Here is a 14,612-nt window from a genome sequence, read left to right on the forward strand (position 1 = left end):
AGGCCCGCTCAGCGACCCAGATCAGCGATCCAGGTGCGAAATCAGCGCGCGCCGTGCATCCGGCTCGCAGCCCTGGTCCGGCTCGGGGCGCGTGTGGTGCACGTCGACCGACACGCCGACCGCCATGATGTCGATCAGCAGCAGCTGCAGGATGCGCGAGATCATCGACAGGAAGGCCGTGTTGTCCTCGGCATGGTCGATCGCCAGCAGCACGCTGGCGCGGCTGGCCAAGGGCGAGTCGCTGTGGGTGATGGCGATGACGTCGGCGCCGGCTGCGCGCGCCGCATCCACTGCATCCAGCAGGTCCGGCAGGCGGCCCGAGTTCGAGATCGCGATCACCAGGTCGCCCGGCCCCAGCAGGTCGGCCGCCAGCGCGAACAGGTGCGAATCGCCGTACAGCGCGGTCGGAATGCGGAAGCGCACGAACTTGTGCTGGCCATCCAGCGCCACCACGCGCGCATTGCCCATCGCGTAGAACTCGATGCGGCGTGCACGGCTCACCAGTTCGATCGCGCGGTCGACCGCACGCACGTCGAGCCCGTCGCGAAATTGCAGGATCGCCGAGACGGTGTTGTCGATGACTTTCGCCGACAGGTCGTGCGTGCTGTCGTTGGTGCGCACCTGGCTGTGGCGCACCGGGATCGAGCCGGTCAGGCTGCTGGCAAACTTCAGTTTGAAGTCGGCCAGGCCGGCAAAGCCGAGCGAGCGGCAGAAGCGGATCACGGTCGGCTGGCTGACGTCGGCCAGCTTGGCGATCTCGGCGATCGGCTCGTTCAGCACCAGGCGCGGCTGCTCCAGCACCAGCGTGGCGACGCGCTGCTCGGCCGGCGTGAACGAGGGCTGCAAATGGCGGATGCGGTCCATCAGCGTGTTGTCGCCGCTGCGGCCGCGCAGGTGCTCGGACAGGATCGTCGCCACGCCGTCGAACGCCACGTGCGCGGTGTTGATGACGTAGGTCGGGATGTCGGCCAGATAGCCGGTAAAACGGCCCTTGGCCTCGAAGCGCGCGCGGAATGGCGAGGTCTTGAACCACTCTTTCAGACGCGGCACGATGCCGCCGCCGATGAAGATGCCGCCGAACGCGCCCAGCGTGACCGCCAGGTTGGCGGCGGCGCCGCCCAGCATGCCGCAGAAGCATTCCAGCGTTTCCAGGCACAGAGCGTCGTTCTCTTCCAGTGCGCAGTCGATGATCTCGGGCGAGGTCCGTGGCGATGCATCGACGCCATTCCTCACCGCCAGCGCGCGATAGATCAGCTCCATGCCGGGGCCGGAGATCAGGCGCTCGTTCGACACGTGGGTCCATTCGCGCCAGGCCGCCTGCAGGATCGCGAACTCGCGCTCGTCGCTTGGCGCGAAGTTCATGTGGCCGCCCTCGGAGCCGAGCGTGACGAAGCCATCCAGCGTCGGGATCACGCCCGACACGCCCAGGCCGGTGCCCGGACCGAGCACGCCGATCACCGCCTGCGGCGCTGGCTTGCCGCCGCCCACCTGCATCAGGTCGGCCGGTTTCAGGTTCGGGATCGCCATCGCCAGCGCGGTGAAGTCGTTGACGATCAGGAGCGTCGTGAAGCCGAGCTCGCGCCGTACGGCGTCGGTCGAAAAGGTCCACGGCCGGTTGGTCATGCGAACGTAATCGCCGTCGACCGGATTGGCCAGCGCCAGCGCGCCGTGGTGCAGGCGCGGGTTGCCCTGCTCGGCCAGGTAAAAGCGCAGCAGCGGCACGATGCCTTCGAAGTCGTCGCAGCGCAGCACGCGCACGCCCGCATAGGCGCCGGGCGCCGTCTGCAGCGCGAAGCGCGCGTGGGTGGCGCCGATGTCGGCCAGCAGGCGCGGACCGTCGGCGAAGACGGTGGCGGCGCGCGTCGGATCTCCGGGCTGCTCGATCATGGCTGACCGAACCAGCCGCCGTAGGCCGGCAGCGTGACCTTGCCGTCGACGACCTCGCCCTGCAGGCCGTGGCCGCTCAACGCCTGGGCGCCCTTCGCTTCCGGCCAGTCGAACGCGATCGGCTGGTCGGTGACGTTGAACACGGCCAGCACCGGCGCGTGGCCTGCCAGGTCGCGGCGCAGCGCCAGCGCCTGCTCGGGCGCGTCGAAGAAGACGATGTCGCCGCGCGTCAGTTGCGGCAGCGTGCGGCGCCAACCGATGATGGTGCGCGCGAAATTCAGGGCCGATGCGGGGTCCTGGTCTTGCAGGCTCTCGGCCAGCGCCAGGTGTTCCTTGGGCACCGGCAGCCACGGTTTGCCGGCCGTGAAGCCGGCGTTGGGGGCGTCAGTCGTCCATGGCATCGGCGTGCGGCAGCCGTCGCGGCCCTTGAACTCGGGCCAGAAGGTGATGCCATACGGGTCCTGCAGCAGTTCGTAGGGGACGTCGGCTTCCGGCAGCGCCAGCTCGTCGCCCTGGTACAGGCACGGCGTGCCCTTGAGCGACAGCTGCAGCGCCAGCACCAGCTTGGTCAGCGCCGTGTTCACGCTGCCGTCCGCGTTCTGGCCGCCCCAGCGCGTGGTCACGCGGATCGCGTCGTGGTTGCCCACCGACCAGGAAGCCCAGCCATCCTTCACGCGCGCGTTGAATTCTTCGACCTGGGTGCGGATGTGGGCGCTGGAGAACTGCGGCGTCAGCAGGTTGAAGCTGTAGGCCATGTGCAGCTTGTCCCCGCCCGAGGTGTATTCGGCCATCTGCTCGAGCGCGTCGTCCGAGCTGACTTCGCCGATCGAGACCGCGCCGTATTCGTTCAGCAGCGCGCGCACGCGCTGCAGGAAGGCGATATTCTCCGGCTGGGTCTTGTCATGGATGTGCGCCTGCATGCCGTACGGGTTGACGTCGGTGACGGTCGAGGTGTCGCGCACCAGCGCCGGCGGGTTGCTGCGCAGCTGGCGATCGTGGAAGTGGAACACGCACGCGTCCATGCGCACGCCGTCGACGCCGCGCTCGAGCCAGAAACGCAGCGAATCGAGGTGGGCCTGCTGCACCTCCGGGTTGTGGAAGTTCAGCTGCGGCTGGCTGACCAGGAAGTTGTGCATGTAGTACTGCTTGCGGCGCGTGTCCCAGTGCCAGGCCGGGCCGCCAAACACCGACAGCCAGTTGTTGGGCGGATTGCCGTCCGGGAGCGGGTCGGACCAGACATACCAGTCGGATCTGGGATTGTCGCGGTTCGAACGGCTTTCGACGAACCAGGGGTGGGCGTCGGCGGTGTGCGACATCACCTGGTCGATCATGATCTTCAACTTCAGGCTGTGCGCCTTGGCGATCAGCGCGTCGAAGTCGGCCAGCGTGCCGAACAGCGGGTCGACGTCGCAGTAGTCCGAGATGTCGTAGCCGAAGTCCTTTTGCGGCGACTTGAAGAACGGCGACAGCCAGACGATGTCCACGCCCAGGCTGGCGATGTAATCGAGCTTGGCGGTGATGCCCGGCAGGTCGCCGACGCCGTCGCCGTTGGTGTCGAGGTAGCTGCGCGGGTAGACCTGGTAGATGATGGCGTCATGCCACCAGGGGGCTGGGTGGGTCGTCTCGCTGGCGTTCTTGTCCGATACTGAAGTCATGATAAGTCCGGTTTAATAATTTTTACGCAATATACAGGATGGACGCCGTAGTGACAATGCTGCAGCGCGCCATCGAGCCAGTAAATATCTTTAAGAATCATGAACTTATAACAGGAGTTACCAAACAATCGCCAGCACGGCAGTAGTCAAACTACACAATCGCTGCTAGGCTGTCGTGCTGACCGAACCAGACTCGACCCAGACTCGACCGATACCATGACCCAAGCCTTCGCCACCGCCAGCCTGTTTGCTTTCCTTGCCGGCGCCGCCGGCCTCGCCCAGGCCGCGATCCGGCCCGACAGCTGCGACAGCCCGAACTTCCAGATCGTCCAGTCGCCGGCCGCAGCCACCTTCGACGCGCGCGCCGTCTGGCTCGACAAGCGCCTGGTGCGCTGGCCTGGCGCGGCGACGGAGGGTGTCTTCAAACTGTACCATTCGCTTCGCGGTTCGATCGTCGCCCCGGTGGGCGGCAAGGTGGCCGGCGCGGTCGGCTCGATCGTGCTGGCGCCGAGCACCGCGCCGGCGCCGCCCGGCGTGGCGGCGCGCTTCAAGTACCTGGCCGACGGCCCGCTGCTGCAGGTGAGCGAGAACGACGTCACCAACCTGCCCGACCTGCACAGCCAGCAGCTGGTGCTGGTGCGTGAAGATGCGGACGGCACGGTGCGCGACGCCACCCGCATCCAGGCGGCCGGCGCGCTCGACGATTTGTACGCCGCTGCAGCAGGCTTGAACACGCTCGGCGTCGACGTCGCCGGCGGCAGCACCCGCTTCACGGTCTGGGCGCCGACCGCGCGCCAGGCCGCCGTCTGCGTCTACGACAAGGCTACCAGCCGCGCGCGCGCCGCCTACCAGATGGACTTCGACCGCCGCACCGGCGCCTGGAGCGCGGCCGTGCCGGGCGATTTGACCGGCAAATATTATCGCTACGCGGTCGACGTGCCGGTCGACGGCGTGGGCATCGTGCGCGACCTGGTCACCGATCCGTATTCGGTCAGCCTGTCGACCGACTCGAAGCGCAGCTACATCACGCGCCTGGACGCGCCGCGCCTCAAGCCGGAGGGCTGGGACGCCACCGCGGCGCCGTCGACGGTCAGGGCGAGCACCGACATGGTGGTCTACGAAACGCACGTGCGCGACTTTTCGATCAACGACCCGAGCGTGCCGGAAGCGCACCGCGGCAAGTACCTGGCCTTTACCGATCGGGCGACGAACGGCATGAAGCACCTGGCGGCGCTGGCCAGGGCCGGCGTCACCGATGTACACCTGCTGCCGGTCTACGACTTCGGCAGCGTGCCGGAAGCCGGCTGCGTCACGCCGCGCCCAAGCGGCGCGCCCGACAGCGAAGCCCAGCAGGCGCTGGTAATGAAGACCGCGGGCAGCGACTGCTTCAACTGGGGCTACGACCCGGTCCACTACAACGCGCCGGAAGGCAGCTACGCCACCGATCCGCAGGATGGCGCCAAACGCATCGTCGAGTTCCGTGAAATGGTCGAGAGCCTGCACCGGACCGGCCTGCGGGTCGGCATGGACGTGGTGTTCAACCATACCTTCAGCGCCGGGCAATCGGAAAAATCGGTGCTGGACCGCGTCGTGCCCGGCTACTACCACCGCCTGAACGACAAGGGCGGGGTCGAGCAATCGACCTGCTGCGACAACACCGCCACCGAGAACCTCATGATGGGCAAACTCCTGGTCGACTCCGTCACGCAGTGGGCGGTGCAGTACAAGATCGACTCGTTCCGCTTCGACCTGATGGGCCACCAGCCGCGCGCGCTGATGGAGCAGCTGCAGCGCCAGGTGAACACGGCCAGCGGCCGGCGCATCGAGCTGCTCGGCGAAGGCTGGAACTTCGGCGAGGTCGCGGACAACCGCCGCTTCGTGCAGGCCTCGCAGCTGTCGCTCAACGGCAGCGGCATCGGCACCTTCAACGACCGCACCCGCGACGCGGTGCGCGGCGGCGGCGCCGGCGATGCGGGCGAAGCCATGTTCGCGCGCCAGGGCTGGATCAACGGCCTGGCGTACGACCCCAACGCGCACGCTCAGGCACACATGCAGGCGGGCGCGCAGGCGCGGTCCGAACTGCTGCGCAGCGCCGACCTGGTGCGCGCCGGCCTGGCAGGCTCGATCCGTTCGTACAAGCTGCAGACTGCCGACGATCGCGTGCAAAACCTGGAAGCGATCGACTACGGCGGCCAGCCGGCCGGCTACGTGCTCGAACCGGGCGAAGTGGTCAACTACGTCGAGAACCACGACAACCAGACCCTGTTCGACATCGACGTGTTCAAGCTGCCGGTTGGCACTTCGAGCCAGGAACGCGCGCGCGTGCAGGTGCTGGGCCTGGCGGTCGACGCCTTCGCGCAAGGCGTGGCCTACTTCCACGCCGGCGTCGACATCCTGCGTTCCAAGTCGCTGGACCGCAACAGCTTCAATTCGGGCGACTGGTTCAACCGCGTCGACTGGAGCTACCAGACCAACGACTTCGGCAGCGGCCTGCCGCCGCAAGCGGACAACGGCAAGGACTGGGCCGCGATGAAGCCGCTGCTGGCCAATGCCGCCATCAAGCCGACGCCCGCCGACATCGCGTTCGCGCGCGACGCCTTCCGCGACCTGCTCGCGGTGCGCACCAGCTCGACGCTGTTCCGCCTTTCCAGCGCCGCCGAGATCAAGGGGCGCCTGCGCTTCTTCAACACCGGCGGCGCCCAGGAGCCGACCGTGGTCGCGGCGCACCTGGATGGCAACGGCTACCCCGGCGCCAACTTCAAGGGCATCCATTACTTCATCAACGTCGACAAGGTGGGACACACGGTGACGGATGCGCAGGCCGCCGGCAAGGCGCTGCACCTGCACCCGGTGTTCCTGGCGCCTGGCGTGGCCGACAAGCGTGCCACCCAGGCCGCTTTCGATGCGGCCAGCGGCGCGTTCAGCATTCCGCCGCGGACAGCGGTGGTGTTCGTGGAAGACTGATTCACGCCTTTCTGGTGAATCCATCCTCGCTCCAGTCCTCGCTGCCCACCCCGTGCCGCACGGTGAACAAGCCATCGGGATCGTAGCGCCGCTTGATGCCCAGCAGCCTGGGGTAGTTGGAACCCCAGTAGGTCTGCTGCCAGTTCGCCTCGAAATAATCGCTCTCCGAGACATAGGCGCCGGCCCCGGGCGCGGCCTGGCGCAGGCTGTCCATGGCGCCGCGGATCGCCTTGCCGCGCGCGCGCGCCTCTTCTTCGTCCACATCGCGCCCTGGCATGCCCGGGTAGGCCGCCTTGCCGCCACCGGCGATGATCGCCAGGCAGAAGGCGTCGATCACGCCCGGATGGGTCGCGGTCTCGCGCGCCGCCGCCAGCGCGGCGTCGGGCGCGCCGGCCAGGCCCTTGTTGAAGTGCAGCTCGACGTCCCACTGCTGGCAGGCGTCGAACAGGCGCTCGGTCAGGCGCGCGCGGCCGGCGTCCGTCAGCAGGCTTGCCGGCAGCCAGGTCGATTGGTAGCCGTGCCAGTAGATGCCGGCTTGCTCGCGGTCGCCGGCCCACACCGCGTGGTCGTTCGAGGTGCCGGGACGGTCGTCGCGCACCATCCAGCCCGGCGCATGCTTGGCGTAAAAGTCGGCGTTCCAGAACTGGCGTGCCGGCACCGCGACGAAGTTCGGTTCTTTCAGCGTGTAGTTCGGATCGGCGCGCACCCAGTCGAGGAACGGCGCCCACACTGCACGTGCCTGCGCCCCATCCAGGCCCTGGAACACCATCGAGATACGCAGGCGTTTGCCGTCGCGCAGCGACACCTGCTCGCCCCAGTGCGGGTTGAACAGATGGTCGAGGTAAAACGCCAGGAAGCGGTCGATCAGCGTGCGCAGGGCTTCGTTCGAATGGGCGGTGATCTCGCCGAAGGCCGCGCCGAAGAATTCGGGCAACGCGTGGGTGCGCAGCGTCACGCGCGTGACCACGCCGAAGGTGCCGCCCCCACCGCCCTTCAAGGCCCAGAACAGGTCCGGATTGACGTGGCGGTTGGCGATGCGCACCTGGCCGTCCGCGGTCACGACCTCGGCTTCGATCAGGCTGGCGGCGGCCGTGCCGTAACGCTTCGAAAAATTGCTGAAGCCGCCGCCCTGCACCAGCCCCGGCACGCCGACCGTGGTGCAGCCGCCGCCCTGGACGTAACGCCCGCCGCGCGTGGTGACTTCGGCATAGGCGTCGCTCCACATCGCGCCGGCACCGATGCTCACCGCCGGCTGCGCTTCGCTCGCCGCCCCGCCCTGCGCCACGAAGGCTTCAATCATCTCGACCCGGTTCATCGCGCGCGTCCAGACCAGCAGCGAATCGGGCGCGTTCGAGCCGCCCTTGTAGCTGTGCCCCCCGCCCTTGACCACCAGGCGCAGCTTGTGGAGACGTGCAAAATTCACGGCGGCGGCGACGTCGCTCGCGCTGTGCGCGGCCACCGCGTAGGCGCTCGGTCGCGACACCCAGGCGTCCTGCCAGCCGCTGGACTGGGTCAGCGCGGGGGTGTCGCCGATGAAGTACGGGTTGTCGATATTGCGCAGCAGCGCGCGGCAGGCGGCGGAATCGGGCGCGCCGCAGCCGGCGAAGGGCGACTCCAGCTTCATCAGGCGGCCACCGGTCGCGCGCTGCAAGCCATCCCACTCGGCGGCGGACGGCCAGCCGGCCGCGCCCGGGCGCACGCGTGCGCGCACGAGCGGTCCGGCGTTCGCCGCCGGGTTCGCGGCGCGCGCCAGTCCGGGCACGCCGGCCGCCAGCAGCGTGGCGGGTAGAACAGCCTTGAGCAGGTCGCGTCGCTTCATCCCGGTTCCTTCGTGTTGGTTTGTGTAGAGGCCAGCATCGCCGTTTACCGATTGCCGATCAAACAATTTGTGGCGAAGCGGGATCTGGTGGGGGCGAACCGGGGAAATCGCGGCGCGAACACGCCGACCCGGCAATGAACCACGGCTGCGCACGCGTGAGTCAAACGCGCGAACGATGCTCAAATAAAATGGTAATCTGCAACTTTGCCACAAAATTAAGCACCCATAGACATGCCTTCATCCGCGCTTCTCACGACTTTGCTGGCCCACCTGCGTGCGCTCGACGACCTCGAGCCCGGCCCCGCCCTGCGCGGCCTCGTAGAGGCCAGCCTCGACCGCATTCCCTTGCCGGGCCAGGGCGCGACGCTGGATCGCTGGCGGCTGCTGGCCGCGGTCGGCGCCCACGACCTGGCGCTGGCCAAGCTGTTCGAAGGCCATACCGACGCGCTGGCGATCCTGCACGAAGCCGGCGCCGGACCGGCGTCGCCGTATGCGCCGCCCGAAGGCGCGCTGTGGGGCACCTGGTGCGCCGAGCCGCCGGACGCGCGCCTGCGCCTGGACACGCACGCCGACGGCAGCTTCACGCTGCGCGGCCGCAAGTCCTGGTGTTCGGGCGCCGGCCACCTGACCCATGCGCTGGTCAGCTGCTGGAACGTGAACGGCGAGGCGATGCTGGCCGCGGTCGACCTGCGCCAGAACGGCATTGGCATCACCGACGACGGCTGGGACGCGGTCGGCATGCGCGGCAGCGGCAGCGTCGACGTGTATTTCGAACGGGCGGCGGCGATCCCGATCGGCGGCCCCGACTTCTACGTCAGCCGTCCGGGCTTCTGGCATGGCGGCGCCGGCGTGGCGGCCTGCTGGTTCGGCGCGGCCTCGCACCTGGCCGAGCAGCTGCGCGCGCGCATGGCCGACAAGCCCGATCCGCATCGCCTGGCGCAGCTGGGCGAGGTCGCGGTCGCGCTGCAGGCCAGCGCGGCGCTGATGCGCGAGACCGCCGCGGCGATCGACGGCGCGCCCGAGGCCAACGCCATGCACCCTGCGCTGTCGCTGCGCCTGAGCGTCGAGGATGCGGCCACCAGGACGCTGGCCGCGGTCGGGCGCGCGCTCGGCGCCGGGCCCTTGTGCAAGGACGCCGCCATCGCACGCCTGGTCGCCGACCTGCCGGTATTCATGCGCGAAAGCCATGCCGAGCGCGACCAGGAGGCGCTGGGCCGCCTGCTGGCCGAGGACCGCCGGGCGCCATGGAAGCTGTGAGGCCGGTCACGCGCGCCTGAAGGTGATGCTGGAGAGCCGGTTCTAGCCGGCCCTTCGACGCTACCTGCGCTCGCGCTCGCGCGCGGGCCCACGATCGCGCAGCGCCAGCGCGATGCCGCCCAGGATGGCCGCCACCGCCAGCGCCAGGCGCGCCGTGAACGGTTCGCCCAGCCACAGCGCGCCGCCGCAGGCCGCCAGCACCGGCACCGACAACTGGATCACGGCGGCGCGCAGCGACGACAGGCCGCGCAGCGCCGCGTACCACACCACGTAGCCCAGGCCCGAGGTCAGCGCGCCGGAGACCACGGCCAGTGCGATCCCGCGCGCGTCCGCGTGCGCGCGCATGGCGAACGCCAGCGCCAGCAACAACGACAGCGGCAGCGCGCGCACGAAGTTGGCGGCGCTGGCCTGGATCGGATCCGGCACGCCGCGGCCGCGCAGCGAATAGCCGCCCCAGGCCACGCCGGCCAGCGCCATCAAGGCGGCACCGAGCGGCGATGGCGCGGCCACGCCCGGCAGCACCAGCACCACCAGGCCGGCCAGCGCCAGCCCCAGTCCGATCCAGCCGGCCGTCGTGAAACGCTCGCCGGCCTTGAAACCCGCCGCGAACATGGTCAGCTGGACTGCGCCGAACAGGATCAGGGCGCCGGTGCCGGCGGCCAGCGTCAGGTAGGCAAAGGAAAAGCCGGCGACGTAGGCGAACAGCATCGCGCCCGCGCGCCAGTCGCCGCTTGCCGGCGGACGCGGGCCGCGCCGCAGCCACGCCAGCAGCGCCAGCACGAGCGCGCCGGCCGCGATGCGGATCGCGCCGAAGCTGGCCGGGTCGATGTGGCCTTCGCGCAGCGCGACACGGCACAGCAGCGAGTTGGCGGCGAAGGCCACCATCGCCAGCACGCTCGGGACCACGGTCGCTCGCGTGCGCATGGCGGCTTCTCCGGCTTCTTCTCAGACGTCGAGGTGGGAGATCAGCATGCGCCGGCGCTCGGTGTCGCCGTCGCCGTTGGCGTCGCCCTGGGCGCCGAGCGAGATGCCGACCGCCATGATGTCGATCAGCAGCAGCTGCAGGATGCGCGAGATCATCGACAGGAAGGTGGTCGAGTCTTCGCTGTGGTCGACCGCCAGGCAGATGCTGGCCTTGCGCGCCAGCGCCGACTTGCTGCTGGTGATGGCGATGACGTCGGCGCCGGCGGCGCGCGCGGTGTCCACGGCCGACAGCAGCTCGGGCAGCTGGCCGGTGGTCGAGATCGCGATGACGACGTCGCCCGGGCCGAGCAGCTCGGCGGCCAGCGCGAACAGGTGCGAGTCGCCATACAGCGCGGTCGGGATGCGGAAGCGGAAGAATTTGTGCTGGCCGTCCAGCGCCACCACGCGCGAATTGCCCATCGCGTAAAACTCGACGCGCTTGGCTTTGCGCAGCAGCTCGATCGCGCGGTCGATCGAATTCACGTCGAGCTGGTCGCGGAACTTCAAAATGGCCGAGACGGTGTTGTCGATGACTTTCGCCGACAGGTCGTGCGTCGAGTCGGTCATGCGCACCTGGCTGTGGCGCACCGGAATCGTGCCGGTCAGGCTGCCGGCGAATTTCAATTTGAAGTCGGCCAGGCCGGAAAAGCCGAGCGAGCGGCAGAAGCGGATCACGGTCGGCTGGCTGACGTCGGCCAGCTTGGCGATCTCGGCGATCGGCTCGGACAACACCTTGCGCGGATGGTCGATCACCAGCGTGGCGACGCGCTGCTCGGCCGGCGACAGCTCCGACTGCAGGCGCTGCACGCGCTCCATCAGCGTGTTGGCGCCGCTGCGGTTGCGCAGGTGCTCGGACAGGATGCGCGAGACGCCGTACAGGGCCGGGTTGGGCGTCATGATCACGTAGGTCGGGATCTGCGCCAGGTAGTCGGTGAAGCGCCCCTTGGCTTCGAAGCGGGCGCGGAACGGCGAGGTCTTGAACCATTCCCCCATGCGCGGCACGATGCCGCCGCCGATGAAGATGCCGCCGAACGCGCCCAGCGTCACCGCCAGGTTGGCCGCGGCCCCGCCCAGCATGCCGCAGAAGCACTCCAGCACTTCCAGGCACAGCGGGTCCTTGTCTTCCAGGGCGCCGGCGATGATCTCGGCCGAGCTGCGCGCCCGCGCCTTGTTGTCCAACCGGGCGCCGTTACGCCCGGCCAGCGCGCGGTAGATGATCTCCATCCCGGGGCCCGAGATCAGGCGCTCGTTCGAGACGTGCTGGTAGTCGCGCCAGGCGTACTGCAGGATCGCGAACTCGCGCTCGTCGGCCGGGGCGAAGTTGACGTGGCCGCCCTCCGAGCCGAGCGTGACGAAGCCGTCGACGGTCGGGATCACGCCCGACACGCCCAGGCCGGTGCCCGGACCAAGAACACCCGACACTGCGTTCTGCGCCGCCTTGCCGCCGCCGACCTGCATCAGGTCGCCCGGCTCGAAGCCCGGCAGGCCCATTGCCAGCGCGGTGAAGTCGTTCACGATCAGCAGCGTGGTCAGGCCGAGGGTGCGGCGCAGGTCCTCGGTCGAGAACTGCCAGTCGCGGTTGGTCATGCGGATGAAGTCGCCACTGATCGGATTGGCCAGCGCGAAAGCGCCGTGGCTGATGCGCACGCCGCCGGTCTGCGCCTGGATCTGCGCCAGGTAGGCTTCGAGCAGCGGGACGATGCCGGGGTAGTCGTCGCACAGCAGCACGGCGACGTTGCGCTGCACGCCGGGCGCGATCTCGAGCGCGAAGCGGGCATGGGTCGCGCCGATGTCGGCCAGCAGGCGAGGGCCGTCGCTGTAGGCGGCGCGGGTTTGCTTCTGTTCGGTGGCGTGCTCGGTGGTCATTGCAATTCTTCTGATGAGGGGTTTCCCATATGGCAATAGGATACCATTGAATGAATTGCACCAAAACGGGGTGCGCCCCTTATTTCATCGCGTCGTTGCGCAGCCGTTTCGTGAAGAAGGTCGTCGCACTCATTGCCCCGTCCGGCATCAGGCAAAAGTCGGGCACCGCGCCGACGCGCTGCCAGCCGAGGCGCTCGTACAGCCGCTCGGCGGCCGGGTTGGCGGTGTCCAGCACCAGCACGGTCCTGCCCTGCGCGCGCGCGGCGTCCTCGACCGCCTCCATCAGGCGCCGGCCGATGCCGCCATTGCGCGCGCGCCGGTGCACCAGCAGCTTGGAGACATCGGCGCGGTGCGGCTGGTTGTCCGGGGTGTCGGTGACCAGCTGGACGGTGCCGACGATGCCGTGACCGTCCTCGGCCACCAGCAGCGTGCGTTCGCCGCGCTCGAGCGAGGCGATCGTCTTGTGCCAGAAGCGCAGCGCGGTCTCGCGCGCCATCGGCAGCATGAAGTTGACCGAGGCGCCGCCTTCGACGCAATCGACCAGAACGTCGGCCAGCTGCTCGATGCGCGCCGTGGCCTCTTGCGCATCGATCCGGCGCACGCTGCGGCCCGGATTCAGTTCCCCCAGATTCAGTTCCCAATAGCCGACGTCGACCCAGCGCCCGAACTTCAGCCCGACTTCCGAAAAATGCGCGACCTTGCGAAAGCCCAGGCTTTCGTGCAACGCGACGCTGGCCTGGTTCGGCTGGGCGATGCCGCCAATGGCCATGTGGCGGCCGTGCGCGCGCAAGTCCTCGAGCAGCGCGCCGTACAGCCGGCGCCCGAGGCCGCGTCCCGCATACGCCGCGTCCATGTAGATCGAGCTCTCGACCGAATAGCGGTAGGCCGAGCGCACGCGCCATTTGGTGGCATACGCATAGCCCGCGATGTTCCCGTCCACCTCGATCACCAGCCAGGGCAGATCGGCGTCGAACACGGCTTCGATGCGCTGCGCCATCGCCGCCGCGTCGACCGGCTCCTCCTCGAAGCTGATCGTCGTGGTGGCGATGTAATGGTTGTAGATGGCGCAGATGGCGCCGGCATCGAGCGCGGTGGCGGAGCGGATGGTCTCGGTCATGGTCGCGGTCATGCGGGCTTATTTATCGGCCAGGCCCTTGAGCAGCGCTGCGTGGAAGCGCTTCGGGTCCTGCATCTGCGGTGCGTGGCCCATGTCGTCGAACTCGACCAGGGTCGCATGCGGGATCGCCTTGGCGGCGCGCTTGCCCAGTTCCGCGTAGATGCCCAGCTTGGGCTTGATGTCGGCCGGGGCGGCGTCCTTGCCGATCGCCGTGTTGTCCTTCGTCCCGATCAGGAGCAGGGTCGGCATCTTCAGGAGCGGCAGCTCGTACACCACCGGCTGGGTGTAGATCATGTCGTACAGGAGCGCCGAATTCCAGGCCACGATGCGCTTGCCCGGCCCGCGGTACATCCCGGCCAGCATCTGCACCCAGGGCTCGTACTCCGGCTTCCACTGGTTCACGTAATACGTCGATTTTTCGTAGGCGCGGATCTTGTCGGCGTTCTGGCCCATCTCACGCTCGAACCATTTGTCGACGCCCAGCGAGGGCACGCCGAGCGTCTTCCAGTCTTCCAGGCCGATCGGATTGGCCAGCACCAGCTGCTCGGTCTGGTCCGGATACACCAGCGCGTAGCGCACCGCCAGCATGCCGCCGGTCGAGTGGCCCAGGATGGTCACGTTCTTCACGCCGATCGACTCCAGCAGGCCATGCGTGTTGGCCGCCAGCTGCTGGAAGCTGTATTGATAGTGCTCCGGCTTGCTCGACTTGCAAAAGCCGATCTGGTCGGGCGCGACCACGCGGTAGCCGGCCTGGCTCAAGACGTCGATCGAGGTCTTCCAGGTCGCGGCGCAGAAGTTCTTGCCGTGCAGGAGGACCACGGTGCGGCCGTTCGGCTGCGCCGGCTTGATGTCCATGTAGGCCATGTGCAGCGCCACGCCTTGCGAGGTGAAGCGGTACTGCTGGACCGGGTAGGGGTAATCGAAGCCTTCGAGCTCGGGGCCGTAGCTGGGGGCTTGGGCGGATTCGGTGGCGCTCGCTTGCGCGTGGGCGGCGCCGGCGGCGAGGCTCAACAGGACGGCGCCCAGGGACGCACTCAGGGATGCGGTCGCGCGGATCGGGAATGGCATGGTGCTTCCTCAGCAA

Annotated in this window: 9 protein-coding genes and 1 pseudogene; 2 read left to right on the forward strand and 8 right to left on the reverse strand. The window is 68.6% G+C overall.

Annotated elements, in window-relative coordinates; translation table 11 throughout:
• Positions 1–21 precede the first annotated feature (21 nt).
• Both FA90_RS14260 and FA90_RS14265 read right to left on the reverse strand, forming a co-directional pair.
• Positions 22–1,887 carry a glucokinase gene (locus FA90_RS14260; RefSeq protein ID WP_036169750.1) on the reverse strand — a complete coding sequence of 622 codons (1,866 nt, stop codon included), beginning with the start codon at positions 1,885–1,887 and terminating at the stop codon, positions 22–24.
• Complete coding sequence (locus FA90_RS14265; RefSeq protein ID WP_036169753.1) at positions 1,884–3,542, reverse strand: alpha-amylase family glycosyl hydrolase; 1,659 nt, start codon at positions 3,540–3,542, stop codon at positions 1,884–1,886. Before FA90_RS14265 ends, FA90_RS14260 begins: the two co-directional genes overlap by 4 nt.
• Positions 3,543–3,758: 216 nt before the next feature.
• Here FA90_RS14265 and FA90_RS14270 point away from each other — a divergent pair, with 216 nt between their 5' ends.
• Positions 3,759–6,506: an alpha-1,6-glucosidase domain-containing protein gene (locus FA90_RS14270; protein ID WP_036169756.1), complete on the forward strand. Its 2,748-nt coding sequence runs from the start codon at positions 3,759–3,761 to the stop codon at positions 6,504–6,506.
• A 1-nt stretch (position 6,507) separates the two neighbouring features.
• Here the strand turns inward: FA90_RS14270 and FA90_RS14275 are convergent, their stop codons facing one another.
• A complete protein-coding gene (locus FA90_RS14275) occupies positions 6,508–8,325 on the reverse strand; it encodes an FAD-binding oxidoreductase (protein ID WP_036169758.1) in 1,818 nt (605 codons plus the stop codon).
• Between the two features lie 231 nt (positions 8,326–8,556).
• Between FA90_RS14275 and FA90_RS14280 the strand changes: the two genes are divergently transcribed.
• Positions 8,557–9,582, forward strand: a complete 1,026-nt coding sequence (locus tag FA90_RS14280) for an acyl-CoA dehydrogenase family protein (protein WP_081933858.1) — start codon at positions 8,557–8,559, stop codon at positions 9,580–9,582.
• A 60-nt stretch (positions 9,583–9,642) separates the two neighbouring features.
• Here the strand turns inward: FA90_RS14280 and FA90_RS14285 are convergent, their stop codons facing one another.
• The 5 genes and pseudogenes from FA90_RS14285 to FA90_RS14305 form a co-directional block, all read right to left on the reverse strand.
• Positions 9,643–10,506: a DMT family transporter gene (locus tag FA90_RS14285; RefSeq protein WP_036169760.1), complete on the reverse strand. Its 864-nt coding sequence runs from the start codon at positions 10,504–10,506 to the stop codon at positions 9,643–9,645.
• A gap of 21 nt (positions 10,507–10,527) precedes the next feature.
• Positions 10,528–12,411: a glucokinase gene (locus tag FA90_RS14290; protein ID WP_036169762.1), complete on the reverse strand. Its 1,884-nt coding sequence runs from the start codon at positions 12,409–12,411 to the stop codon at positions 10,528–10,530.
• A gap of 79 nt (positions 12,412–12,490) precedes the next feature.
• Positions 12,491–13,030: a GNAT family N-acetyltransferase gene (locus FA90_RS25750; protein WP_051972187.1), complete on the reverse strand. Its 540-nt coding sequence runs from the start codon at positions 13,028–13,030 to the stop codon at positions 12,491–12,493.
• Positions 13,031–13,036: 6 nt separating this feature from the next.
• Positions 13,037–13,528, reverse strand: a pseudogene (locus FA90_RS27315) (arsinothricin resistance N-acetyltransferase ArsN1 family B); the annotation flags it as partial.
• 18 nt (positions 13,529–13,546) lie between these two features.
• Positions 13,547–14,596, reverse strand: coding sequence for an alpha/beta fold hydrolase (locus FA90_RS14305; protein ID WP_051971796.1), 1,050 nt, complete (start codon positions 14,594–14,596; stop codon positions 13,547–13,549).
• Between the last annotated feature and the right edge of the window lie 16 nt (positions 14,597–14,612).

The sequence above is a fragment of the Massilia sp. 9096 genome (assembly GCF_000745265.1).
Taxonomy (GTDB): Bacteria; Pseudomonadota; Gammaproteobacteria; order Burkholderiales; family Burkholderiaceae_D; genus Telluria.

Bases quoted from the DNA above. Each gene is read 5' to 3' on its own strand.
- FA90_RS14260 (WP_036169750.1), bottom strand. From the start codon at position 1,887: ATGATCGAGCAGCCCGGAGATCCGACGCGCGCCGCCACCGTCTTCGCC.
- FA90_RS14265 (WP_036169753.1), bottom strand. From the start codon at position 3,542: ATGACTTCAGTATCGGACAAGAACGCCAGCGAGACGACCCACCCAGCC.
- FA90_RS14270 (WP_036169756.1), top strand. From the start codon at position 3,759: ATGACCCAAGCCTTCGCCACCGCCAGCCTGTTTGCTTTCCTTGCCGGC.
- FA90_RS14275 (WP_036169758.1), bottom strand. From the start codon at position 8,325: ATGAAGCGACGCGACCTGCTCAAGGCTGTTCTACCCGCCACGCTGCTG.
- FA90_RS14280 (WP_081933858.1), top strand. From the start codon at position 8,557: ATGCCTTCATCCGCGCTTCTCACGACTTTGCTGGCCCACCTGCGTGCG.
- FA90_RS14285 (WP_036169760.1), bottom strand. From the start codon at position 10,506: ATGCGCACGCGAGCGACCGTGGTCCCGAGCGTGCTGGCGATGGTGGCC.
- FA90_RS14290 (WP_036169762.1), bottom strand. From the start codon at position 12,411: ATGACCACCGAGCACGCCACCGAACAGAAGCAAACCCGCGCCGCCTAC.
- FA90_RS14305 (WP_051971796.1), bottom strand. From the start codon at position 14,596: ATGCCATTCCCGATCCGCGCGACCGCATCCCTGAGTGCGTCCCTGGGC.